The following is a 23904-nucleotide window of genomic DNA, read 5'->3' as shown; positions in this document are numbered from 1 at the left end:
GAAAAGATTGTGGGGAATGAAAATGAAGAAGATTTTTGGTTTGATATTGTTGATGTTGCTTACTGCAGGCATGATGGTTGGCTGCAGTGGCGCTACTGATGAAGGAAAAGAAAAGCAGCAAACGAATCATGCTCAACACGACGCTTTCCCGATTACGATTAAAGATGCAACGGGCGAAAAAGTAACGATAGAACAAAAACCGAAGAAAATCGTTACGTTGATACCAAGTAATACAGAAGTGGTATTTGCACTTGGTTTAGGTAAAAAGGTCGTTGGTGTATCCGACAATGATAATTACCCGGAAGAAACGAAAAAAATTAAAAAAGTTGGCGGAATGGAAATGAACACGGAGCTGATTGTCTCCATGAAGCCCGACCTTGTTCTTGCCCATGCATCAAGTGCCCATAATTCGAATGAGGGTTTAAAGCAGCTTAAGGATGCTGGAATAGATGTCCTTGTAGTCAATGATGCACAAAGCTTTGACCAAGTCTATGAATCTATTGAAATGATTGGAAAGGCAACGGGAGAAAATGATAAGGCAAGCGAAATCGTTACGGATATGAAAACAAAGCTCAAGGATATTCAGGAAAAAGCCAAATCCGTTAAAGAAGCGGATAGGAAGACCGTTTTAATTGAGGTTTCGCCATCACCGGATATATATACACCTGGAAAAAATACCTTCATGGATGAAATGCTTCATATTATTTCAGCGGATAATGCTGCTGCTGAATTGGACGGCTGGGCAAAAATTGATGAAGAGTCAATGATTGCTGCAAATCCGGATGTCATCATTACAACGTATGGTAATTATACAAAAGATCCAGTAAGTGAAGTGACAGGCCGAAAAGGATGGCAAGACGTAAATGCCGTTAAGAATGGCCAAGTCTTTGATGTCCCTTCTGACTTGGTGACCCGTTCCGGTCCACGCTTAATAGAGGGAGTAGAGGAACTTGCCAAATCAGTCTATCCGAACCTATTTGACAACTAAATGGACGTTTGCTTATTTAATTGCGTTGTTATTTTTGTTATTTGCAATGACGATAGGCATTTCCTTTGGTTCGGTGCCAGTTCCGATTTCCGTACTTATACAAATAATCGGCAAGGAGATTTTTCACTTGCCGATTTCTGCTGATCCGGATGTGATGCTTACGAATATCGTGATGAACATCCGCTTGCCGCGTGTGTTGCTTGCGGGTTTGGTTGGGGCATCACTTGCGATTGCGGGTGCAGCTTTTCAGGGACTGCTCCGGAACCCGCTCGCTGATCCTTACACATTAGGTATTTCTTCAGGAGCATCGGTCGGCGCCGTATTGACAATATTCTTGAATATATCACTGCCATTCATCGGTTTATATACTCTTCCGGCATTGAGCATCTTATGTTCAGTACTCACGATGTTCTGCGTACTGACTTTTGCAAAAAAAATGGATCGATCGATGAAAGTGGAAACGATCATTTTAACGGGAATCATTTTCAGCTCGTTTTTAAGTGCCTTCATTTCATTGATGATTGCGCTGACGGGTGATGAATTAAGACAAATCATCGGCTGGCTGATGGGAAGCGTCTCAATGCGCGGATGGAATTATATCGTAATCATTTTGCCGTTTTTTATTATTGGTTCGTTGACCTTGATCATGAATGCAAGCGAATTGAATGCGATGACTTTCGGGGAAGACCGGGCAAAACACTTAGGTGTGAACGTGAAGCGGCGGAAAATGTGGATCTTGATAGCCGGTTCGACATTGACAGGGGCAGCCGTTGCCGTTTCAGGGGCGATTGGCTTTGTAGGATTGGTCATTCCTCATTTTGTCCGGAAGATTTGGGGACCTGACCATAAACATTTGCTTCCGTTGTCATTGCTGGTAGGAAGCGGATTCTTAATATTGGCGGATTTTGTAGCACGAACGATCATTGCCCCATCGGAACTGCCGATCGGGGTGATCACCTCACTTATCGGGGCACCGGCATTTGCGCTGATTTTATTAAAGAGACGGAGAGAAGGGTAAAAACGGATGCTTGAAGTAAAAGGGTTAACAGGTGGATATGACAACAAAACTGTTTTGGACTCTGTCTCTTTTGATGTACATAAAGGGGAATTATTCGGGATCCTTGGTCCTAATGGCAGCGGAAAAACGACGCTTTTAAGCATGCTTAGCGGGGTGCTTAATTATAAGGACGGAAGCGTACGGTTAAGAGGCAGGGATTTGAAGGAATATTCATCAAAACAACTTGCACAGGTCATTGCCGTGCTCCCTCAACATTCCTCATTAGCTTTCTCCTATACAGTAAAAGAGACGGTCTCACTTGGGAGGTATGCCCATCAAACGGGCTGGTTCCATAGTTGGTCCGCAGAAGATGAAATGATCGTCCAACGGGTTATGGAACAAACGGGAGTAGCGGATTTTCAGGATCTTCATTTTGAACGATTGTCAGGTGGGGAGAGACAACGGGTCTTGCTGGCACAGGCCCTTGCCCAGGAACCGGAAGTCCTTTTTTTGGATGAGCCTACAAACCATTTGGATCTTTCCTATCAAAAGGACCTTCTTGATCTAATGAGAAGAATGGCAAAAGAACAGGAGTTAACCGTTATTTCAATTTTTCATGACTTGAATTTGGCTGGATTATATTGTGATCGGCTTATGTTGCTTGAAAAAGGGCAAATTCAGGTTGTTGATGTGCCGAATGAAGTGCTCCAGAAGGAACGGATTCAAGGTGTATATCATACGACGATTGAAAAACATCCACATCCCGCACTTCCGAAACCTCAAATGTTCATCGTTCCGGAGAAGCATGGCAATGACACTCTCCCATTGGAAATTGATGAATCTTATCTGACAGTGGGACCTGAGATGATTCAATTGAATTCTCCGATCCCGCTTAGAACGATGTCTTCTGGAGTGACCGGTTCGGGTACGGGCTGGCATAAATATTTCGTGAATAGGCATGTCCATCATGATTATGACTGCAGGGATCATCATGTTGAAATGGCCGGCTATTTAAGAACTCATGGATTTGAACCGCAAGAAACGGTGGGGATGATGACAGCCGTCTTTCTCGATACGGTTGCCTTCAAGTTAATGAGAGCTGAAGATTTCTCGGTTTTTATCATCGTGACGGCTGGTGTAGGGAATGCCATCGACGCTTCTTTATCTGACCGGCATTCTTGGAGTGCCGCTCCAGGAACCATAAATACATGGATATTCATAAATGGACATTTGGCAGAAGAGGCTTTCATACACAGCATAGTTACTGCAACCGAGGCAAAAGTAAAAGCGCTTCATGATTCGCATGTCATGGATAAGGTGACGAATACATGTGCAACAGGAACATCGACCGACAGTATTTTGATTGCAGCGTCCCAAAGAGGGAAGGTGCTTCAATATGCAGGCACCATCACTCCGCTAGGGAAGCTGATCAGTCGCGGTGTATATGATTGCACAGTGGAAGCCTTAACGAATAATCGGAAACGGGTTGAGGATCTATGATTTACCATCATCTTATTGCAGTTACACTGGCGTTTTTCCTTGATTTATTAATTGGTGATCCGCCAAATTGGCCGCATCCAGTTAAATGGATAGGAACGATGATAAGCAAGTTGGATCAGGCATTCAATAGAGGGGCATATAAGAAACGGAATGGACTCTTCATGTTGATCATCGTCTTATCGATGGTGATATTGATTACAGGTCTAACCGTCTACTTGGCTTATCGGATCCATCCGCTTGCAGGTATCCTTTGGGAAGCTGTTGTCATTGCCACTACGATAGCTCAGAAGGGCTTAAAGCAAGCTGGAATGGATGTGTGCCATCCGCTGAATGAACGGGATTACCCTGAAGCGAGGCTAAAACTTTCCTATATCGTGGGCCGTGATACTGCTGATCTTGATGAATCCGAAATCGTCAGGGGGACGGTAGAAACCGTAGCAGAAAATACCAGTGATGGTGTTACTGCCCCAATGTTTTGGGCAGCTGTTGGCGGTGCGCCGCTCGCGATGGTGTACAGGGCAATTAATACCTGCGATTCCATGGTTGGGTACAAAAATGATAAATATGGGCAATTTGGCTGGGCTTCAGCTAAGCTCGATGATATCGTGAACTGGATTCCCAGCCGCCTCACTGGGTTCCTGATGTTGCTGAGCTCAAAATCCGGCTATCATGGATTTGGTGCTAGATGGAAGATATTATTCAATGATGCTAAAAAACATCCAAGTCCGAATAGCGGGTGGTGTGAAGCAGGCGTTGCTGCCATTTTGGGAATACAGCTAGGCGGCCGGAATATGTACAAAGGAATTGTTTCCGACCGTGCGAGGATGGGCGTTCCGCTTGTTCGATTAGAAGCAAAACATATACCAAAAACGATTACCATCATGCATCGGTCATCTTTTCTATTTCTACTGATGCTATGGCTAGGGGGACTTATTCTTGACATTACCTTCTCATGGCTCTAATCCTCATTATCTTTACGAAGCGCTGGAAATCGAAATGCCTGAATCTGTTCTCGATTTCAGTGCTAACATCAACCCATTGGGTCCGCCTTTACGTATAAAGGAACAGTGGCCTAGATTTTTCGAAGGAATCTTACATTACCCAGATCCGCATGCCATTGAACTGACAAAATCAATTGCCAAAAAAGAAGCGCTTCCTGAGCAATCCGTTTTGGTGGGTAATGGTGGTGCAGAAATAATCATGTTGGTAGCGAACAGGTTAACCAATCAAAGGGTGTTGATCATTCAGCCGGCATTTGCGGAATATGCAGAAGCTTGTTTGGCAGCAGGATGTGAGGTCGATTTTCATCAGCTTGATGCACCTGAGTGGCAACTGGACTTGGATCGGTTGATTCCTAGATTATCCGAATATGATGCAATTTTCTTATGTACGCCTAATAATCCGACGGGTGTTTCATTTAAGAAGGATGAAGTTAGGGAATTGATCTTTGAATGTCAAAAAGCGGATTGCCTGGTTGTCATGGATGAGGCTTTTTATGATTTCACGGAAGATGCCTTTACTTATGCTTCTTTAATCAATGAATTTCCACATTTACTCATTCTAAGATCAATGACTAAAATCTTTGCAATTCCGGGTTTGAGACTAGGCTATTTGCTTGCGGCACCTGACATCATAACCCGTGTAAGAACTTATAAACCGCATTGGAGCGTCAACCATGTTGCATTGGAAGTAGGGAAAATCTGTCTTGCTGAAGAAGCATATATGAGAAAAACAAGAGGCTATATTCAATTGCAAAAGCAGAAACTATTCCGGTTTTATGAGGAACAAGGGTTGAGTGTCTCTGATAGCGCAGTTAATTTCTATTTAGTGAAAGATGAATCCTTATCCCTTTTTCCCTTTTTGCTAAAAAAAGGAATAGTACCGCGCCATACCTATAATTTCCCGGGGTTGGATGGAAAGTGGCTTCGGTTTGCAGTGAAGAGTGAACGTGATAACGAAGCGCTGATGGAGGGGGTAAGACAGTGGAGAAAGCAAGGCTCTGTTTTATAACCGGGGGTGTCCGGTCCGGAAAAAGCAGTTTCGCGGAAAGTAAAGCCCTTGAATATGCACTTCAAACGGATGGGAACTTGCATTACCTCGCTTGCGGCCGTGTCAGTGATGTTGAAATGGGTGAACGCATCCTTAGGCACCAGAAAGATAGAGAAAGCTGCCCAATCGCCTGGAAGACTTCGGAATACGCAACGGATATTACACGAATAGGAGCGGACATTAATCAGGATTCAATAATCCTGCTCGATTGTCTGACAACCCTGCTTGATAACGAACTATTTGGCCCAGGTGTTCCGCTTGAAAAGGAGTTTTTACAAAGCGTTTTTTCAAAAATAATAACCGGGATCAATGAGATAAGAAAACGATCCAGCTGTTTAATAGTCGTGAGCAATGAATTGGTGCAGGAACCGATTTTCCAGAATGATTTCCTCCATATGTACGGAAAAACATTAGGCCTGCTTCATCAAACGATCGTCGGGCAGGCGAATGAAGCCTATCTAGTTGAATCGGGAATCCCATTGCGGAAGAAAGGGTGCATGCAGGAATGAACGCAGTGATTGGATTTTTAATTAACCTGCAGTTCTTTACAGTTTTTCCAATTAAGAAGCAGCTTCCTATGGAGAAGAAATATATACACCGTGCCATTCAAACCTTTCCACTAGTTGGTCTTTTACTAGGCTTGATATTGGGCGGTGTTTTATATGCACTAGTGGAATGGACCCCATTGTCATCGCTTGCAATTGCCTTTTTCCTTTGGTTTTTGACGATGGCATTAACGGGAGGTTTGCATCTCGATGGCTGGATCGATGCAAGTGATGCTTTTTTTTCCTATCAGGATAAAGAGCGGCGATTGGAAATCATGAAGGATTCAAGGACAGGTGCATTCGGTGTCATCTCCGTCATTGTCCTTTTGGCCGCCCGGTTCATATTTATCTATGAAATTGTCGAAAGGGTCAATGAATGGACATACTTCTTGATCATTGCCCTTCCACTCTTAAGCAAATGTGTGATGGGTTATTTACTTATCCGGATGCCACTGGCTAAAAAAGAGGGGCTCGGCGCTTTTTTTCAAAGTGCAGTAAAGAAAAGCAGTTTGCCCATTTATTTGCTGTACCTCCTTGTAAGTCTGGCGATCGCCTGGATCATCGATTCTAAGCTTGTCACCTTATTTTTCATCATGTGTCTGGCTGCACTGTTTTTCCTGTTTTATATAAAACGTAAAGTCATCAGTTGGTTCGGTGGGATAACGGGGGATGTACTGGGGGCATCCGTGGAAGGGGTTGAGCTTTGGTTATGGCTGATATTGTGGCTATTACACTACTTCGCCATGGGCTGACAGTAGCAAATGAGCGAAAGGCCTATTTAGGCTGGACGGATTCTCCATTAAGTACCGAAGGAGAAAAGGAAATTCTAGACTTAAGGGGCTCTTACCCACAGTATGAAAAAATTTACACGAGTGATTTGCCTCGTTGTGTGGAAACTGCAAGACTGCTGTTCCCAGATATAGTTCCGGTCAAAAACGCTTCGTTCCGTGAAATGAATTTCGGCAGTTGGGAAGGGCAGACGTATGATGATTTGAAGGCAGATGAAGATTATCTTAATTGGCTGGAACGTCCCATGGAGGCATTGGTGCCTGGGGGTGAAAGCTTTCCGGGATTTTCCGAACGTGTTAATAATGGCTGGAAACAATTGATTGCCTGTAAGGAGAACCGATTTGCCATAATGACACATGGTGGGGTAATTCGTGACTTATTGGTCCGTTATGCCCCGAAGGAAAAGAATTTTTTTGATTGGGGGATTTCCCATGGCAGGGGATATGAGCTGATATGGGAAGACCGGAACAGCTTAAGGAGGGGAGAACGATGCACTTTGTTACAGGGGGCGCCTATAATGGGAAAACTAAATGGGTAAAGCAATTGTATGGTCTGGAAAGTGATGTCCTTTGGCTATCCGGTTATCGAAAAGAACAGCCGGAATTGATTGATTTTCAAGGCAATACTGTTGTATTGCAGGGGTTGGATGCATGGATACAACAAGATGCAGAAAAGATGGATTCTGATTCGATTCGAAAAAGGTGGAAGGAAATCATGGCTGATTGGCGAATATGGGAGAAGGAAAGGGATGAACACCATTTCATTGTGATCGGCTCTGATATTTCCAAAGGCATTGTACCGATGGAAGCAAGTGATCGCAGATGGCGCGATGCCTGCGGATGGGTCTTTCAAGATGTAGCATCCATATCAAGGCGCGTTGACATCATTTGGTACGGAATTAACCAAAGAATAAAATAGAGGAGGTAATGGGATGAAAATCTATACACGTACAGGGGATAAGGGACAAACAAGCGTAATCGGAGGCCGGCTTGACAAGGATGACATCCGTGTTGAATCGTATGGAACAGTGGATGAAGTGAATAGCTATATCGGTCTTGCGGTGACTGAATTGGATCCCGCTATATTTACGGATGTATTGGCCGATCTAGAGAAAATCCAGCATGAGTTATTTGACTGTGGCGGTGATTTGGCAACTGTTTCCGAGAAGGCACCACAAAAGCTGACGGATGAGGCCATTACCTATTTGGAAGAACGAATAGATGCCTTCATACTCGAAGCGCCGGAATTGGAAAAATTCATCCTGCCTGGCGGCTCAAAAGCGGCTGCAACCATTCATATTGCCCGAACGGTTACACGCAGGGCGGAACGATTGGTCGTTTCATTGATCAAGTCGGGTGCAGCAGTTTCACCATTATCACTTCAATATTTAAATCGTTTGTCGGATTACTTTTTTGCTGTTGCACGTGTGATCAATTTCCGCCTTGGTGTGAAAGATGTGGAATATATCCGCAGTGCAAATGTATTCCGTGGAGGGAAAAGAAAGGAAAAAGAGTAAACATGGACGTAAGAAAAATTAGTGCAATCGCTGTATTCATTGCCTTATCGGCGGTGGGGGCGATGATTAAAATCCCTTCCCCAATCGGCAGCATCGCTTTGGATAGTTTTCCGGCCCTTTTGGCGGCTGTCATACTTGGCCCGGTATCGGGGGCTATTGTAGCGGGGCTTGGTCATATCATCTCAGCGTTCATCGGCAACATGCCACTTGGGCCATTCCATTTTTTGATCATGGCCGAAATGGCAGTCCTCGTATGGATGTTCGGCATTTTATATATACACGGGAAAAAAGTAGGCGCATTTTTCCTCTTCTTTATCTGTAATGCCTTCATCTTGGCGCTGCCTTTCGCCTTTCTGGTCAGCACGGGTTTTTACACGTTGCTTGTTCCGGGATTAACGGCGGCAACGGCGGTAAATGTAGTATTGGCAGCCATTTTACTGCCACGCTTGGAGCCTGTTTTGAAAAAAATGATTTTTAAAGATGGACTCACAGAATGAGTGATTCATTGATTTTACCATTTTCCGAATCAGATTCATTGATTGTTTCAAGTGATAATAGTGGCGGAATCGGTCTGAAGGAAAAAGATCTGGTCCATGTCCCTTATGAGGTCGTTGGATATTATTCCTTTCGGGTTGCCGTCATGGAATGTTTGGGCGTTGGCGGAAGTCCAGTATCCGTCGTTCTAAATAATTTCTGCGGTGATGAAGCCTGGGAAGACTTGACCAGGGGTGTCAGGGAGGGGCTGAAAGAATTGGGAATGGAGGGCCTCCCCATTACTGGCAGCACAGAAAGTAACATGCCGCTTCTTCAATCAGCAATTGGTCTTATGGTGATTGGTAAACGAAGGAATGAAGGTGCTATGAAGCAACATCCTTTACAGAAAATCGCTCTCATCGGCAGGCCGCTCGTTGGAGAAGAAGTTATGGATCAACAAGATTGGATCGCCCCATTATCTTTATATAAAAGCCTATGTGAAATGGAAGAAGTTCAGGCACTTCCAGTCGGTTCAAAAGGGATAGCGTATGAGTGGAAGCATCTGGACCCAAGTGGTGAAGATGTTTCTATCCATATAAGTAATAAAGTCGATATCAAAAAATCGTCTGGACCATCTACATGCTTCCTCATTGCTTATCCTGAACATCTGGAGGAAGAAATCAAGCTCCAATCCGGTCCTCTTTTTATTGGTGAATGATCATTTCATGAATGAATCAGGTATCGGGTTCCAGTTCACAATGAACTAGTTCGATGCTTTTTTCATTTAGGTATACATTTAATGCTTCATGAGAAAAGCGTTTGAATTCTCTATTATGTTATTTTTTCATTATAAAATATTATTCTGATTTTGCCTTATATACATAGAGAGATTATAAGGGGTTCCAAAGATTCGGGCTGGTTTAGGAATGACAAACAATCATAACGGTCTTTTTAATCAACATCAGACATGCAGCAGATGTCTAGTTTATTGATTTATGGCCAGTTCCAGGATTTTCTTGTTCATTATTATCCAAAAGCTAAATGTCGCCAATGGTTACTGCTTGCTTCCGTCATTTTAAGGATTGTCGCAGGTATGGATGTTCCGGATATTGCAGATGCTGTTCAGACAGGGGCAGTAATACTCCCGGCTTTCGGCATTACCTTAATCACGTTTTAAAGCAGGTTGGTGCTTTCGATGCCGTGTTTGCAGAAGAATGAATTGGCATGCCTTCATTTGAAAAACAATCAAAATAAAGAAGAAATAAACCAATTTATATCCGCCTGTCTTGCTCCAACCGCGTCCATTATTTTGATTATCGGAGCTGGCGAAATGTATTGATCATGAGTGGAGTCGTGAAGCCATTGCAAGTTAAGGGGCTTCCTTTGATATTTCACCGATTCTGTTTGGTAGTTATGATTCAAGAGGCCACAGGTTCAGCAACTGTCGTGATGACAGCTGCGGCAGGTAGTGTACTGCCGATCATATCTTCTTTTCCAGGTGTTAATTTTAAATTGCTGGTCCTTGCTATCGGTTCGAGTTCATTAATTCCATCCCACTTGAATGATGAGGATTTGAGATGATCGAAGAGTTCCTTAATTTAACGGTCGCACAAACGGCAAAATCTTGGACGGTTATGGAAACGAATATATCAGTCGTTTCACTTATCCTAATCTTACTATTGAATTCAATTGTTTAAGAGAAAGGAGCATGATGTAAGTATGAAACATTCAGGTTATATGATGGGAATCGATATTGGTACGACGAGTACGAAGGTTGTTCTTTTTTCAAAAAGGGGGGAGGTTATCCAATCTTGTTCGAAGGGATACCCTCTTAAAAGTCCATCTCCTTCCGTTGCGGAACAAGATCCCGAAGAAATTTATAAAGCGGTCATCATTGCTATAGGCGAGGTCATGATTGCAAGCGGTATAGATAAGGATGAACTGGGTTTCATATCGTTCAGTTCGGCAATGCATAGCTTGATCGCCATGGGGAAAGACGGTAATCCGCTAACGAATAGCATTACTTGGGCGGATAATCGAAGTGTTTCTTATGCGGAGAAATTGAAGGCTTCGGAACAGGGGATGCAATTGTATCACAGGACGGGAACACCCATTCACCCAATGTCCCCAATCACGAAAGTAATGTGGTTAAGAAATGAGCATCCTGGGGTTTTTAACGAAACGGACAAATTCATAGGAATTAAAGAATACATCATCTATAAATTTTTCAATGAGTATGTGATGGATTATTCGCTTGCATCTGCAACGGGCATGCTCAACTTGAATGACTTGAAGTGGGATGAAGATGCACTTACCATTGCCGGTATTGGGGCTGACAAGCTGCCAACGCTTGTCCCTACAACGCATACCCTCTCAGGTTTAAGTGAGGAATTAGCTGCAAAAATGAACATTCGGGCAGGTACCCCGTTTGTGATTGGCGCGAGTGATGGTGTGCTTGCCAACTTAGGGCAAAACGCCATCAAGCCAGGAGTTCTGGCAGTGACAATCGGAACGAGCGGTGCGGTAAGAACCGTCAGTGACCGACCGATTACCGATCCGAAAGGCAGGACATTCTGCTATGCCCTTACTGAGAATCATTGGATAATCGGCGGACCGGTCAACAATGGGGGAATCACTTTCCGATGGGCACGCGATCAATTAGGCCGTGTGGAAATTGAAAAAGCGAAGGCTTCGGGCCAGGATTCGTATGAGATACTGACGGATATGGCTTCCAATATCGCACCTGGATCCGATGGGCTAATATTCCACCCGTATATGGCTGGGGAACGGGCGCCATTATGGAGTGCCGATGCTAGGGGCTCCTTCTTTGGACTTGCGCTTCATCACACTCGTGATCATATGGTCCGGGCAGTGTTGGAGGGTGTGATGTATAACTTGTACAGTGTCCTTCTTGCTGTAAAGGAACTGACTGGTGCTCCCAAGAAAATTCATGCAAGCGGTGGATTTGTTCGCTCAAAGCTCTGGCGTCAAATCATGGCTGATATATTCAATCAGAATGTGACAATTCCTAAGAGCTTTGAGAGTTCTAGTTTAGGTGCCGCCGTACTTGGATTATACGCTTTAGGGGAAATCGAAAGCCTCGATGAAGTTGAGGGTATGATCGGTGAAACGAATGAACTTGTCCCAATCGAAGAGAACGTTAAAGTGTATGAAGAATTAATGTCGATTTATTTATCCGTGAGCAGGCAATTGGAAGGCGACTACAAGCGGATTGCTGATTTCCAAAGACGTCATTTAGAATGAATTTAAGTGAAAGCACAGGTGTATAAGCACTGTGCTTTTCTTTTTGCCTGGTATTTAAAAATGGTAAGATGGAAGAAAACGATAAGGAGAATATTAATATGGGAGCAAGTAAAACGAATGCAATGCGAATTCTTGATAACAAACGTATAGAGTATGGCATGATGAGTTATGATGCCAATGATGGAAAAATCGACGGGATCACTGTTGCGGACAAAATTGGAAAAGCTCCAGAGACCGTTTTTAAAACACTTGTTACCCATAGCGGACCGCAGCAGCTTTATGTATTCGTCATTCCTGTAGCCACCGAACTGGATTTAAAAAAAGCAGCGAAAGCGGCAGGTGCAAAAAAAATTGAAATGCTCGCGGTTAAAGACCTGCAAAAATATACAGGTTACATTCGGGGAGGCTGTTCACCGATCGGAATGAAAAAGCAATACCCCACCTTCATCGATGAAAGTGCAACCATCCTGCCTGAAATCATCGTAAGCGGAGGGCGAATCGGTACACAGATAGTTTTAAAACCGTCAGAGTTCCTGGAAATCACACAAGCGGAATCTGTAGCCCTTATAAAATAAACTGTTTATCTTTAGGCATTCACCTAATAGGTTTTTTCTGCATACGCTGTCTTGAATATCACATCTGTATTGTGAGGGAGAGTGTAAAAGTGACAGGAAAAGTGATGCATTATTTCGCTGGAGGCAATACGGCTAAAGGTTTTTATAGTTTATATGATTCCAATTTAGCAGGTTTGGAAAGATTATTCATATTAAAAGGCGGACCTGGTTCCGGTAAATCGACCATTATGAAAAAAATCGGCCAAGAATGGCTGGATAAAGACTATGACATCGAGTTTTTACATTGTTCGTCCGATAATGATTCCATTGATGGAGTAATCATACCGGCTTTGAAGATTGGACTCGTGGATGGGACAGCGCCGCATGTGATTGAGCCGAAGGCACCAGGGGCCATTGAGGAATATGTCAATCTAGGGTCTGCTTGGAATTCCCAGCAGCTGGCTTCCGAAAGAGCGGCAATCATAAGATTGACGAATGCGAGAAGCAAGAGTTTTGAGAAGGCATATGCCCTTTTCGCTGAAGCATTGAAGATACATGATGAATGGGAAGACATTTATAAGGCAAATATTGATTTCGTTAAATTGAATGGGTTGACCAATAAATTGATAGAAGGCTTTTATAGAGATATCGTCCTTAACAAGAAGGCTGATGTTCGTCATCGGTTTTTAGGTGCCGCTACACCAAAAGGTGCAGTTGATTTCGTTCCCAATATTACTGAAGGAGTACAAAAACGGTACTTTTTAAAGGGGCGTCCGGGTTCCGGTAAATCAACGATGCTGAAAAAGATTGCAAAGGCTGCGGAGCAAAGAGGCTTTGATGTGGAAGTATATCATTGTGGTTTTGATCCGCATAGCTTGGACATGGTAATCGTCCGGGAAGTAGGGATTGCCATTTTTGACAGCACATCCCCTCATGAATATTTTCCGAGTTGTGAAGGTGATGAAATCATTGATATATATAAAACGGCCATCTTGCCAGGAACAGATGAAATTTATGCTGATCAGATAAAGGATGTTTCCTCCAGGTACAGGACGAAAATGAATGAAGCTACAGCAAGTCTTGCTAAAGCAAAAGAGCTGCATGACGAGCTTGAAAAGATTTATGTGAAAGCGATGGACTTTACAGCAATCGATGACATTCAAAGCGACATCCACCAACAGATTATTGAACGGGCACAGGAAGTGGATAGCCACACGATTCTACATTAAGAAAACAAACTGCACCTTTCTTCATTAGGTGCAGTTTATTTATTTACATAATTGGACTTTTTAAATGACTGAAGTTACACCAAGAATCAAGACGAGTTTGTAAAACGTGTTTATCCATGCTCTTTCGGTTAAAATAGGGATTATATTGAAAAAAAGGAGCCGGTAGAATTGATAAAGACGATCGCAATTGATATGGACGGAACATTGTTAAACAAAATGCAAAAGGTCAGTAAGGAAAATAGAGACGCAATCCAGAAGGCGCAAAGTGAGGGAGTGGCAGTGATCATTGCTACTGGCAGATCTTATGTAGAAGCAAGGTTCGCTTTAGATGAAGCAGGCATCGTTTGTCCTGTCATCTGTGTAAATGGTGCTGCACTCTTCAGGGAGGATGGAAAGATTGCAGCTTCCAATCCAATGTCAGCCGCCACTGCTAGCATGGTAGGTGAATTCCTCGAAGAACAAGGAATTTATTTCGAAGTATATACGAGTCAGGGAATCTATTCTAAAGACTATGAAAACGCAATAGCTGCTTTGGTGGATGTATTTGTTACAGCCAATCCGGAGATTGACCCTGAGAGAATGAGGAAATTTGCAGAGGAGCGTTTACAGCTTGGGCAGGTGACTTCCATTTCCGATTATTCCGAGTTATTCCGCCATTCGAATGTGGAATATTATAAAATTCTCAGCTTCTCAAAAGATTTAAGTTTATTAAATCAAATTGCTTCTAAATTGAAAGGAAAGGGAGTTACAGTCACTTCATCGGGACGGGGAAATGTGGAAATCATGAGTGGGACAGCTCAAAAAGGTACGGCACTTGAAACTTATGTAAATGAAAAATCCGGCTTGATGCAGGAAACCATGGCCATTGGGGATAATTATAATGATGTATCCATGTTTGAACGGGTAGGTTTGTCTGTTGCAATGGGAAATGCCCCGCTCGATATTCAAAAACTGTGTGATGAAGTAACAGGTAAGAATGATGAATCCGGTGTAGCGGAGGCCATTTTAAAGGTACTTAAACAGTCAGCCTATTAAACTCATCAATCGAAAGGGGAATGACTTTTGAAAAGATGGCTCTTATTTTTCCTTATGGCTACATTGACTTTAACTGGCTGTAACATGATTACAGAGGACAGCAAAACCCAGCCGAAGCCTGATAAAGAAGTGACGGGCACTTTAGGAGAAGATCCGGATGTGCTAGTAACGAACCTGCATTCCCCATGGTCGATTCAGAAGGATGGGGACACAATGTATGTATCAGAGCGGACAGGAACCATCGTAAAATGGGACAAGGGGAAGACGACAAGGCAAAAGGTCCATCTTAAAAAGACATTGTCCGCAAAAGCGGAAGCGGGATTACTTGGATTTTTGTTAACTCCCGATTTCTCTAAGAGCGGGCAAGCTTTCGCCTATTATACGTATGAAGAAGGCGGGGATTCCATCAATCGAATCATCATTTTACAAAAAGTTGGTGATAAATGGCAGGAGATGGAGACCTTGATTGATGGCATACCAAGCGGGGAATACCACCATGGTGGCCGGATCAAGATTGGACCGGATGAGAAGCTATATGCAACAACAGGTGATGCAAGAAAGCCGGAGATCGCACAGGATATTAATTCCTTAGGCGGGAAGGTTTTGCGCATGAATCTGGATGGCACCATTCCGAAAGATAATCCTTTCGGGAATTCATACGTTTATTCATACGGTCACCGTAATCCACAAGGGCTGGCGTGGGATGAATCCGGACAGTTGTATGAAAGTGAGCACGGGGACTCGGCTCACGATGAATTAAATAAGATTGATCCAGGTAAGAACTACGGCTGGCCAGAAATAGAGGGCGATGAGCAAAAACCTGATATGGTAAATCCATTGATTCATTCCGGTGAGAAAACATGGGCCCCTTCTGGAATGGCCTATTTTGACGGAAAGCTTTATTTTGCTGCCTTAAGGGGCGAATCGGTTAAAAGTTATGATGTACAGAGCGGCAAGCTGACTAATATCATTACGGGTTTTGGGCGGATACGTGATGTATCCGTAGATGGAGAATTCCTTTATTTCATAAGCAACAATACGGATGGCCGAGGAAATCCTGATGAAAAGGATGATAAGCTTTATCGTGTGCCACTATCCCAATTAAAAAATATTCCCTGAAGTTATCAATGAGAAGCTCGGAGATGTGGTATTTGTGTGATTCAAAATAGTTTTCGAATGAAATCATTCCGAAACCCAAAGATCAAATATCGGAAGCCTCGCTTTTTAATAGCGGGGTTCCCTTTTTGTTTATGGCCTCGAAGCATCGACCACGAAGAGCATGGCATGGCCCCAATTTGACCCATACAGTTTCGCCAAACTCACGAGTAAAAGCGTGAAATTCACGAGTAAAACAGCAAAATTCACGAGTAAAACAGCAAAACTCGCGAGTAAACATGCGAAATCACCGAGTGTAGCAGAATTCACGAGTAAAACAGTAAAACTCACGAGTATACGTGCGAAATTCACGAGTAAATGCTCCAAATTTACGAGTAAAAGCGTGAAATTCACGAGTAAAACAGTAAAACTCACGAGTAAACATGCGAAATTCACGAGTAAACAGCGCGAAATCACGAGTGCAGCAGAATTCACGAGTAAAAGCGTGAAATTCATGAGTAAAACAGCAAAACTCACGAGTAAACATGCGAAATCACCGAGTGTAGCAGAATTCACGAGTAAAACAGTAAAATTAACGAGTAAACGTGCGAAATTCATGAGTAAAACAGCTCGAAATCATGAGTGCAGCGGAATTCACGAGTAAAAGCGTGAAATTCACGAGTAAAACAATAAAACTCACGAGTAAAAGCGCGAAACTCACGAGTAAACATGCGAAACCACGAGTAAATGCTCCAAACTCACGACAAGTGTTTTCTTCATCGAAGGCTGGACATTTCTAAAGAATAAGTTTATAGTTACCTAGGTAACTAATTAACAGGAGGAATACCTTTGTCCTTTCAAAATGGTTTTTTTCATCATAACTTACAATTTTCAAGGTCATTTACCAAAAAGTTAAATGAACAATTGGCTAAGGTTGATCTTTTTCATTCCCAGTGGCTGATTGTATATTATCTGAATCAGTATGGCTGTTCTACGCTTGTTGAAATAAGCACTTATCTAGATGTGGAGAAGCCGACGGTAACCCGGACGGTAAACCGTTTGGAAGAACTTGATTTGATTGAACAAATCCCAGGAAAAGATAAGCGGGAACGGAGAATACAGTTAACGGAAACTGGTGTAAGGACTTTTCAAGAGGCCAAAAAAGTGGTTGAAGAGTTTGAACTTCAATTAATGAGTGGTTTGGCTGAAGAGGATCGTGAGGCAACGTTACGAACTTTGACTTTCCTGAAGGGAAAATTAAAACAATAGTAAGGAAGAAGGATTGAAATGAATGACAAACCGAAATTGTGGACGAAAGACTTTCTGATTGTCTCGTCTGCGAACTTTTTTCTTTTTTTAACTTTTTATGTCTTGATGGTGACATTGACCATTTATACGATGGATAGCTTTCATGCGTCGCAAGCACAAGCAGGACTTGCCTCAAGTATCTTTGTCCTCGGGGCAGTGCTTGTCAGACCGATTGCAGGAAAAAAAATTGATAAGATCGGCCGCAGAAAAATGTTGCTTGGATCCTTGATTCTATTCCTGGCCGCATCCATTGGCTATTTCCTGGTGAATAGTTTACCCCTCTTATTGATCGATCGTCTTATTCATGGTTTTGCTTTTGGCCTTGCCACAACGGCAACTGGAACGATTGCTGCAGATATCATTCCGAATGAAAGACGCGGGGAAGGTACAGGCTATTTTGCCATGAGTACAAACTTGGCAATGGCATTCGGTCCGTTTATTGGATTGCTGATCACACAGCATTTTAGCTATTCGATCATTTTCTATGCTGCCTCTTTATTTGCCGCATTTTCTTTAGTCGCATCGTTGTTCATGAATGTGCCTGAAGGGGAAAAAGGCAGAGCTCTACCACAAAAGGGATTTAAAATCAGTGATTACTTTGAAAAAAGGGCCCTGCCCATTTCCATTTTTATCGGATTTGCCGGATTTACCTATTCGAGCATCTTGTCCTATTTAACATCTTTTGCAAAGGAAATCGATTTAATGGATGCGGCGAGCTTTTTCTTTGTCGTATTTGCAGTATTCCTTTTGGCATCCCGCCCGTTTACAGGACGAATGTTCGATGTGAAGGGGGAGAATGCAGTCATTTACCCATCACTCTTCCTATTTGCCATGGGTATGGTCATCCTCAGCCAATCCCATCATGGTGTCACGCTTCTGATTGCCGGTGCCTTTATCGGAGTGGGATATGGTACGTTCCAATCAAGCAGTCAAGCGATTTCTATCAAGGAATCCCCATCAAATCGGATGGGATTAGCCACATCCACGTTTTTTACAATGTATGATTTTGGTATTGGTGTTGGCCCATTCCTATTGGGCTTCCTTATCCCATTTACCGGGTTCAAAGGGTTATTCATGGGAATGTCAATCTTTGCATTCGCCCTTATCGGGATTTATTATTTGGCACATGGAAAAAAAGCCTCGGCAAGAAAGAAAATGCATCATGAGGAACGTGTGTCTGCTTAATTTTTTTATATGTCTGTATAAAATAGGAAATTCAGGGGATACTTTATAATGATTAATTTTCCAAATTATCCCCCTTTTCTCCGCCTGTAATCAGCAGGCGCTTTTTTTATGCCATAAACAAAGAAACCGCCATATTGGCGGTTTCTTTAAAATTTATAGGTCCATAATCGTTCTTTGCGGATCCAGTCGAGAAAATCAGCATCCTGATTTTCGAATTTCTCTTTCCAATCGATCACCATCGCTTGCGTTTGCGAACGATGGGCAGTGAATGCAGCTACCTTTTTTTCTTCTACGGCAGATATATCATGGATGATGTCGGGCTGTCCTAACTCATCGATGCAGTTATTGGAGAACGCGACACAATGAAGTTTAGGTCTCTCTTTTTCTTCGATTCTTTCCACAGCCCGAACCACAGCCCGTGCTGTTGCTTCGTGGTCTGGATGGACACTGTATCCTGGGTAAAACGTAATGATCAATGAAGGATTCAATTCATTGATAGCATCGGTAAATAATGAAGTCAGCTTTTCATCATCTTCGAATTCGATTGTCTTATCACGCAAACCGAGCATGCGTAAGTCCTGGATTCCAATCGCATTTGCTGCATCGATTAATTCCTTTTTACGAATTTTAGGGAGCGATTCTCTTGTTGCAAATGGAGGATTTCCTAAATTACGTCCCATTTCTCCTAAAGTTAAGCATAAATAGGTGACGGGAGTGCCCTCTTCTCTATGAAGGGCAAGCGTTCCAGAGACCGAGAAGGCTTCATCATCGGGATGTGGGAAAATAACTAATACATGACGTTCTTTTTCCAAGGTATATTTCTCCTTCCGTTCTACTTACAGTGAGTATGGTTATCGGTGAATGGGAGTATTCATCGGAATAATATTGAAATATCAAGCAAGTTGTACTCATTCAAAGGGAGTAGGGCTGAGCTGCATGGAGACAGCAAGCTTCCCGGAAAAATCAAGTCCTGCCAACAGCAACCTACCTTGTTCATCCATTTCGAAGTGGTTAACGCCTTCTGCATATACCCAGCCAATATTGAGCTTTAAGCCGATGCGGTAGGGTCCATCCCCAACTATCTTCCCGTGTTCATACTGTATTAATGCATTACGAATATAAGCACCTGCCGAAAAGAAAGCTTCATCTACATGAGTGGCATAGGCACCATTTGTCGTTTCAAGGTGAAGATATACATCTTGTCCGGCGAAAGTATCAATAGCATTTTGCACCTCTGTACGGTCTATAGGTTTCATTCTATAATTTCCTCCTTAACTGGGCGGCTAGATAAGCTTTTCCTTCTTTCTAGTTTACTAAATAAAAACAAAAAAAGCGAAAAAGGCCGCTCGATGAATTTGAGCGGCCACTAAACTTGATGTTTTATTTTTGGGTGTTTTCAGCAATTCCATATTTATGGTATGCACCATGGTTGACAGGTCCTACATAGTCATTCATCTTCCAAGAATGGCGAACCGCTTCGGTAATGAAGTCCTTCGAAATGTGGATAGCCTCACGAGGACTTTTCCCTTCAGCCAATTGAGCTGCAATAGCTGCTGAAGATGAACAGCCGGCACCATGTGTGTTGGTTGTTTCGATTTTCTCGGATTCAAGGATCTCAAATTCTTTTCCATCATATAGAAGGTCGATGGCTTTGTCATTCCCCAGCTTATTTCCGCCTTTGATCAAGACATATTTAGCACCAAGTGCATGAATCTTTTCAGCTGCACCCTTCATATCATCGATCGTCTTGATAGGTGCTGTCCTCGCTAACTGGGCAGCCTCGAACAGGTTTGGCGTAACTACTGTTGCACGTGGAACAAGAAGTTCACGCAAAGCTACAGCTGTTTCAGGGTGCAGCACTTCATCTTCACCTTTACATACCATAACTGGATCGATTACGACTTTGTCCAGTTTCAACTCGTCTATTTTACGGGCAACAAGTTCAATGATTTCCACTGATCCAAGCATTCCCGTTTTCATGGCATCAATGCCGATTGATAAAATCGTTTCGATTTGGGCTTCCAAAACCTCAACCGGTGTAGGGAATACATTATGGGACCACCCATTCTTAGGATCCATCGTCACGATTGTCGTTAAAGCGGACATACCGTAAACGCCGAATTCTTGAAATGTCTTTAAATCTGCTTGAAGACCCGCTCCGCCGCTCGAATCCGATCCGGCAACTGTCATAGCTCTTTTCATAGTCATTATGTGACCTCCTCAGGAGAATTAGATATCGATATTATCAGCATACCAGGTAATATCCTATTTTTAGAATATACCAAAATTTCTTTTATGTAAAACTTAGTTGTCACCCTATATGAGCCCTTTAATAAGGAAATGGAAAGGCCTCGTCTGCTCCTTGGAAATATGCTTTGTCCAAACTTTTGATATATAAGCAAAGATGTGAAAGTGTCATTATTTTCAAAGTTGATTTAAAATATTTAAATATAGGGACGCTTCATTAGGGGATGCATTTATTATAGCTTTACCGTTGGGTGCGGGATTAAACCCAAAATAGGGAGGTGATTCGTTTGGAATGGACTATGTTACTTTTAGCTGGTGGGAAATCAAGTCGTATGGGAGTGAATAAAGCTCTGTTGACCATAGGCGGCGTTACGAACATTTCAAGAGTGGCAGCCGAATTGAAAAAGGTGTCAGAAAACATTCTGGTCATTACCAATACTTTTGAAGATTATCGTTTTCTGCAACTTCCGTTAATACCGGATATACATAAGGATCAAGGACCTCTTGGCGGATTGCATGCAGGGATGACCGCTGCGAAAACGGAGCTTCAATTCCTTACGGCCTGTGATATGCCCTTTGTGAATGCGGCTGCCATAAATGATATCCTTTCCTATTATAAACCTGAATTCGATGCTGTCATTCCGGAAATAAATGGCAGGATCCAGCCGCTTTTTGCTGTTTATCATAAAAGGTGTCTCCTTGTACTGACGGAGTGCTTATTAAAACGCGAGTTGAAAATGGGTCTATTTTTGGAAAAAATTTCGGTGAAAATCATGAAGGAAACCGACTTTAAGTTATATCACGAGAATCCTGAACATCTTCAACACCTTTTTTTCAATATGAATACGAGGGAAGATTATAAAGAGGCAGGGTATATTGATCAAACTGAATTATATATAAAGGATGGTAGACATGAATTATAAAATTTCAAAAGAGCCGATTGTCATCCAGGAAGTGATTGATAAAGTAGTAGAGCGGAATGCAGGTGCCGTCACGACCTTTATTGGTACAGTGAGGGAAATGACGAAAGGAAAAAAGACTCTTTTCTTAATTTACGAAGCATATGAACCGATGGCCATTAAGAAATTAGAGCAAATCGGTTCTGAAATTAAGGAGCGGTGGCCAGATTCAGAAACGGCAATCACCCATCGTGTTGGAAAACTTGAAATCACGGATATCGCAGTCGTTATTGCCGTTAGTACGCCACATCGAAATGATGCATATGAGGCAAACAGGTATGCGATTGAAAGAATAAAAGAAATTGTCCCTATATGGAAAAAGGAACATTGGGAAGATGGGGAGACATGGGTCGGAAATCAGTTGGAAACCGTTCCATATCCAAAAGGGAAACCGGAAGAGGTGGATATCAATGATTAATGTACTTTTATTTGCCCAATTGAAAGATGAGTTAGGCAAAGAGACTCTTTCTATAGAAGGAAATGGAATGAGTGTGGCCCAGCTTAAAGGCAAAATGAGGATGGAATTTCAATTGGAAGGTCTTGAAACCGTGATGACAGCGGTCAATGAAGAATTTGCTGACGATGACACGATTCTATCTGATGGTGATACAGTGGCTTTCATTCCACCTGTCAGTGGAGGCTGAGCAAATCGGATGGGAGGGTTCATAGTGCAAGAGCGATATTCAAGACAGACTTTATTTTCCCCCATTGGTGAAGGGGGCCAATCGAGAATTTTGAAGAAGCATGTCTTACTTCTAGGGGCGGGGGCATTGGGGTCTGCTAACGCAGAGGCCCTTACTCGTGCGGGTGTAGGGAAGCTTACCATTGTCGACAGGGATTATGTCGAAACCAGTAATTTACAGCGTCAACAAATGTATACGGAACGGGATGTCGAGGAGAAACTGCCAAAAGCAGAAGCGGCAAAGCGCCACCTATTTGATATCAATCATGAAGTCGAAGTCAATGCCATCGTTATGGACGCGACCGCCCAGAACCTTGAACAGCTGCTTGGTGATGTTGATTTGATATTGGATGCAACCGATAATTTTGAGACACGGATGATTATTAATGATCTGTCACAAAAGTTACAGATACCATGGATTTATGGGGCATGTGTGGGGAGTGTGGGCATGACTTTGACCATCCTTCCAGGACAGACGCCATGTTTGCACTGTTTACTTAAAGCTATCCCCATTCAAGGAATGACCTGTGACACAGGAGGAATCATATCACCAGCTGTAACGATGGTAGTGGCACACCAAACTGCTGAAGCTTTGAAAATCCTCGTTGAAGATTGGGAATCGGTTCGACCTGCACTTGTTACTTTTGATCTGTGGAGGAATCAATACCAAACCGTAAAATTAACAAAAGCGAGAAAGAAAGATTGTCTCTCTTGCGGAGATCAGAGGACATATCCCTTTTTAACTATGGAAAACGCAACGAAAACTGCGGTTCTTTGCGGTAGGGATACTGTACAGGTCAGACCGCCAAAACCTTTGAAACTGCAACTCGAGAAATTAGCCAAAGATCTGAACGGCAGTGGTTATTTGGTGCAATTCAATCCATTTCTTCTCTCTTGTGAAAAAGATGGGAAACGTATTGTCATTTTCGAGGATGGCCGGGCGTTGATTCACGGAACGAAGGATATGGTCCATGCAAAGGCCACATACCAAAGTATCCTGGGATAATGAATATAAAAAGCGAGGCTGCCGGTAGGGTGCCTCGCTTTTTATGAATCATATAGGGTAGTGGTTATCGGGTATTAGTGTGTAACACCGTCTTTATTATCTTGTTTGGAAGCAACGATGACGACTTTGCCTTCGTCAAGCACTTCCTCGTAACGTTCTGCTTCCATATCGCTAAGACCAAGGTTGCTCATTCGATTACGAAGTTCGTCTCCACGTGATTTAAAGAGATTTCCAACGGTATCAAGGAAGCCTTGTTCCTTCATGCCTACATCTTCTGTATTTGTATTCTCGGTAAGGTGCTTCGAACGGGTTTTATCATGGGCAAACAAATATACATCGTCCTTCGTATATCCTGATGTAGTTAATTCATCGATTTTTTCCTTTGCTTGTAAACCGTTTTCTACTACATGTACTTGATACATATAAACTCCTCCTTGAATTTCAGTGTAAGATTCTCTTGGATATGGGTAAATGGAATCTTG

The 23904-nt window shown here is 42.8% G+C and carries 30 protein-coding genes and 1 pseudogene; 27 read left to right on the top strand and 4 right to left on the bottom strand.

Annotated features, from left to right (window positions below):
• Positions 1 to 22 precede the first annotated feature (22 nt).
• The 23 genes and pseudogenes from ACFX4L_RS06235 (at position 23) to ACFX4L_RS06125 (ending at position 18528) form a co-directional block, all read left to right on the top strand.
• Entirely contained in the window at positions 23 to 988 is a 966-nt protein-coding gene (locus ACFX4L_RS06235; protein WP_483878230.1) for an ABC transporter substrate-binding protein, read from the top strand.
• Positions 951 to 2006: a FecCD family ABC transporter permease gene (locus ACFX4L_RS06230; RefSeq protein WP_377382750.1), complete on the top strand. Its 1056-nt coding sequence runs from the start codon at positions 951 to 953 to the stop codon at positions 2004 to 2006. The genes ACFX4L_RS06235 and ACFX4L_RS06230 overlap by 38 nt, the downstream gene beginning before the upstream one ends.
• A gap of 6 nt (positions 2007 to 2012) precedes the next feature.
• Entirely contained in the window at positions 2013 to 3485 is a 1473-nt protein-coding gene (locus ACFX4L_RS06225) for a heme ABC transporter ATP-binding protein (protein WP_377404217.1), read from the top strand.
• The gene (gene cbiB / locus ACFX4L_RS06220) at positions 3482 to 4447 is read left to right on the top strand and encodes an adenosylcobinamide-phosphate synthase CbiB (protein ID WP_377404214.1); all 966 of its coding nucleotides are present in this window, start codon (positions 3482 to 3484) and stop codon (positions 4445 to 4447) included. Before ACFX4L_RS06225 ends, cbiB begins: the two co-directional genes overlap by 4 nt.
• Positions 4422 to 5495: a threonine-phosphate decarboxylase CobD gene (gene cobD, locus ACFX4L_RS06215; RefSeq protein ID WP_377404211.1), complete on the top strand. Its 1074-nt coding sequence runs from the start codon at positions 4422 to 4424 to the stop codon at positions 5493 to 5495. Before cbiB ends, cobD begins: the two co-directional genes overlap by 26 nt.
• Positions 5468 to 6043: a bifunctional adenosylcobinamide kinase/adenosylcobinamide-phosphate guanylyltransferase gene (locus ACFX4L_RS06210; RefSeq protein ID WP_377404208.1), complete on the top strand. Its 576-nt coding sequence runs from the start codon at positions 5468 to 5470 to the stop codon at positions 6041 to 6043. The genes cobD and ACFX4L_RS06210 overlap by 28 nt, the downstream gene beginning before the upstream one ends.
• The gene (gene cobS / locus ACFX4L_RS06205) at positions 6040 to 6831 is read left to right on the top strand and encodes an adenosylcobinamide-GDP ribazoletransferase (protein ID WP_377382744.1); all 792 of its coding nucleotides are present in this window, start codon (positions 6040 to 6042) and stop codon (positions 6829 to 6831) included. The genes ACFX4L_RS06210 and cobS overlap by 4 nt, the downstream gene beginning before the upstream one ends.
• Entirely contained in the window at positions 6789 to 7406 is a 618-nt protein-coding gene (locus tag ACFX4L_RS06200; RefSeq protein ID WP_284469156.1) for a histidine phosphatase family protein, read from the top strand. Before cobS ends, ACFX4L_RS06200 begins: the two co-directional genes overlap by 43 nt.
• Positions 7358 to 7786 carry a bifunctional adenosylcobinamide kinase/adenosylcobinamide-phosphate guanylyltransferase gene (locus ACFX4L_RS06195; protein ID WP_061465826.1) on the top strand — a complete coding sequence of 143 codons (429 nt, stop codon included), beginning with the start codon at positions 7358 to 7360 and terminating at the stop codon, positions 7784 to 7786. Before ACFX4L_RS06200 ends, ACFX4L_RS06195 begins: the two co-directional genes overlap by 49 nt.
• A gap of 13 nt (positions 7787 to 7799) precedes the next feature.
• A complete protein-coding gene (locus ACFX4L_RS06190; RefSeq protein ID WP_098864429.1) occupies positions 7800 to 8384 on the top strand; it encodes a cob(I)yrinic acid a,c-diamide adenosyltransferase in 585 nt (194 codons plus the stop codon).
• 2 nt (positions 8385 to 8386) lie between these two features.
• Positions 8387 to 8881: an ECF transporter S component gene (locus ACFX4L_RS06185; RefSeq protein WP_377382739.1), complete on the top strand. Its 495-nt coding sequence runs from the start codon at positions 8387 to 8389 to the stop codon at positions 8879 to 8881.
• Positions 8878 to 9576 carry an ATP-binding protein gene (locus tag ACFX4L_RS06180; protein ID WP_377404205.1) on the top strand — a complete coding sequence of 233 codons (699 nt, stop codon included), beginning with the start codon at positions 8878 to 8880 and terminating at the stop codon, positions 9574 to 9576. Before ACFX4L_RS06185 ends, ACFX4L_RS06180 begins: the two co-directional genes overlap by 4 nt.
• Positions 9577 to 9834: 258 nt before the next feature.
• Positions 9835 to 10035 (top strand): hypothetical protein, encoded by a 201-nt coding sequence (locus tag ACFX4L_RS06175; protein WP_377382735.1) that lies wholly within the window; start codon positions 9835 to 9837, stop codon positions 10033 to 10035.
• A gap of 18 nt (positions 10036 to 10053) precedes the next feature.
• Positions 10054 to 10197 (top strand): hypothetical protein, encoded by a 144-nt coding sequence (locus tag ACFX4L_RS06170; RefSeq protein WP_377382733.1) that lies wholly within the window; start codon positions 10054 to 10056, stop codon positions 10195 to 10197.
• A 2-nt stretch (positions 10198 to 10199) separates the two neighbouring features.
• Positions 10200 to 10555 (top strand): annotated as a pseudogene (locus tag ACFX4L_RS06165) (GntT/GntP/DsdX family permease).
• Positions 10556 to 10577: 22 nt separating this feature from the next.
• Positions 10578 to 12122, top strand: coding sequence for a gluconokinase (gntK, locus tag ACFX4L_RS06160; protein ID WP_377404202.1), 1545 nt, complete (start codon positions 10578 to 10580; stop codon positions 12120 to 12122).
• Positions 12123 to 12220: 98 nt separating this feature from the next.
• On the top strand, positions 12221 to 12697 hold the full coding sequence (gene ybaK / locus ACFX4L_RS06155) for a Cys-tRNA(Pro) deacylase (RefSeq protein WP_284469162.1): 477 nt from the start codon (positions 12221 to 12223) through the stop codon (positions 12695 to 12697).
• A gap of 89 nt (positions 12698 to 12786) precedes the next feature.
• Positions 12787 to 13905, top strand: a complete 1119-nt coding sequence (locus ACFX4L_RS06150) for a PRK06851 family protein (RefSeq protein ID WP_089362055.1) — start codon at positions 12787 to 12789, stop codon at positions 13903 to 13905.
• Positions 13906 to 14073: 168 nt separating this feature from the next.
• A complete protein-coding gene (locus tag ACFX4L_RS06145; RefSeq protein ID WP_377404199.1) occupies positions 14074 to 14940 on the top strand; it encodes a Cof-type HAD-IIB family hydrolase in 867 nt (288 codons plus the stop codon).
• A 27-nt stretch (positions 14941 to 14967) separates the two neighbouring features.
• Positions 14968 to 16059: a PQQ-dependent sugar dehydrogenase gene (locus ACFX4L_RS06140; protein ID WP_377404196.1), complete on the top strand. Its 1092-nt coding sequence runs from the start codon at positions 14968 to 14970 to the stop codon at positions 16057 to 16059.
• Between the two features lie 160 nt (positions 16060 to 16219).
• Positions 16220 to 16699: a hypothetical protein gene (locus ACFX4L_RS06135; RefSeq protein ID WP_377404193.1), complete on the top strand. Its 480-nt coding sequence runs from the start codon at positions 16220 to 16222 to the stop codon at positions 16697 to 16699.
• A 185-nt stretch (positions 16700 to 16884) separates the two neighbouring features.
• Complete coding sequence (locus tag ACFX4L_RS06130; RefSeq protein WP_377382720.1) at positions 16885 to 17304, top strand: MarR family winged helix-turn-helix transcriptional regulator; 420 nt, start codon at positions 16885 to 16887, stop codon at positions 17302 to 17304.
• 18 nt (positions 17305 to 17322) lie between these two features.
• Positions 17323 to 18528, top strand: coding sequence for an MFS transporter (locus tag ACFX4L_RS06125; protein WP_377382718.1), 1206 nt, complete (start codon positions 17323 to 17325; stop codon positions 18526 to 18528).
• A 146-nt stretch (positions 18529 to 18674) separates the two neighbouring features.
• Here ACFX4L_RS06125 and bshB2 read toward each other — a convergent pair whose 3' ends face one another.
• The 3 genes from bshB2 to pdxK all read right to left on the bottom strand — a co-directional run bounded on the left by bshB2 (position 18675) and on the right by pdxK (position 20736).
• Positions 18675 to 19340, bottom strand: a complete 666-nt coding sequence (bshB2, locus tag ACFX4L_RS06120; RefSeq protein WP_061465804.1) for a bacillithiol biosynthesis deacetylase BshB2 — start codon at positions 19338 to 19340, stop codon at positions 18675 to 18677.
• A gap of 96 nt (positions 19341 to 19436) precedes the next feature.
• Positions 19437 to 19784: a YojF family protein gene (locus tag ACFX4L_RS06115; protein ID WP_061465802.1), complete on the bottom strand. Its 348-nt coding sequence runs from the start codon at positions 19782 to 19784 to the stop codon at positions 19437 to 19439.
• Between the two features lie 124 nt (positions 19785 to 19908).
• Positions 19909 to 20736, bottom strand: coding sequence for a pyridoxine/pyridoxal/pyridoxamine kinase (gene pdxK / locus ACFX4L_RS06110; protein ID WP_377382715.1), 828 nt, complete (start codon positions 20734 to 20736; stop codon positions 19909 to 19911).
• Between the two features lie 326 nt (positions 20737 to 21062).
• Between pdxK and mobA the strand changes: the two genes are divergently transcribed.
• From mobA to ACFX4L_RS06090, 4 genes are read left to right on the top strand one after another with little or no spacing between them, the layout of a single operon-like run.
• Positions 21063 to 21698, top strand: a complete 636-nt coding sequence (gene mobA, locus ACFX4L_RS06105) for a molybdenum cofactor guanylyltransferase (RefSeq protein WP_377404190.1) — start codon at positions 21063 to 21065, stop codon at positions 21696 to 21698.
• Positions 21688 to 22152: a molybdenum cofactor biosynthesis protein MoaE gene (locus ACFX4L_RS06100; RefSeq protein ID WP_061465799.1), complete on the top strand. Its 465-nt coding sequence runs from the start codon at positions 21688 to 21690 to the stop codon at positions 22150 to 22152. The genes mobA and ACFX4L_RS06100 overlap by 11 nt, the downstream gene beginning before the upstream one ends.
• A complete protein-coding gene (gene moaD / locus ACFX4L_RS06095; protein WP_377404187.1) occupies positions 22145 to 22378 on the top strand; it encodes a molybdopterin converting factor subunit 1 in 234 nt (77 codons plus the stop codon). Before ACFX4L_RS06100 ends, moaD begins: the two co-directional genes overlap by 8 nt.
• A gap of 24 nt (positions 22379 to 22402) precedes the next feature.
• Positions 22403 to 23422 carry a MoeB/ThiF family adenylyltransferase gene (locus tag ACFX4L_RS06090; RefSeq protein WP_377404184.1) on the top strand — a complete coding sequence of 340 codons (1020 nt, stop codon included), beginning with the start codon at positions 22403 to 22405 and terminating at the stop codon, positions 23420 to 23422.
• Positions 23423 to 23496: 74 nt separating this feature from the next.
• Here ACFX4L_RS06090 and ACFX4L_RS06085 read toward each other — a convergent pair whose 3' ends face one another.
• Positions 23497 to 23844, bottom strand: coding sequence for a YflT domain-containing protein (locus ACFX4L_RS06085; RefSeq protein ID WP_061465792.1), 348 nt, complete (start codon positions 23842 to 23844; stop codon positions 23497 to 23499).
• Between the last annotated feature and the right edge of the window lie 60 nt (positions 23845 to 23904).

It is taken from the genome of Peribacillus sp. YIM B13482 (assembly GCF_042787975.1).
Taxonomy (GTDB): domain Bacteria; phylum Bacillota; class Bacilli; order Bacillales; family DSM-1321; genus Peribacillus; species Peribacillus simplex_A.
The sequence above is the reverse complement of the archived record's forward strand: the minus strand, read 5'-3'. Positions and strand labels throughout refer to the sequence as shown.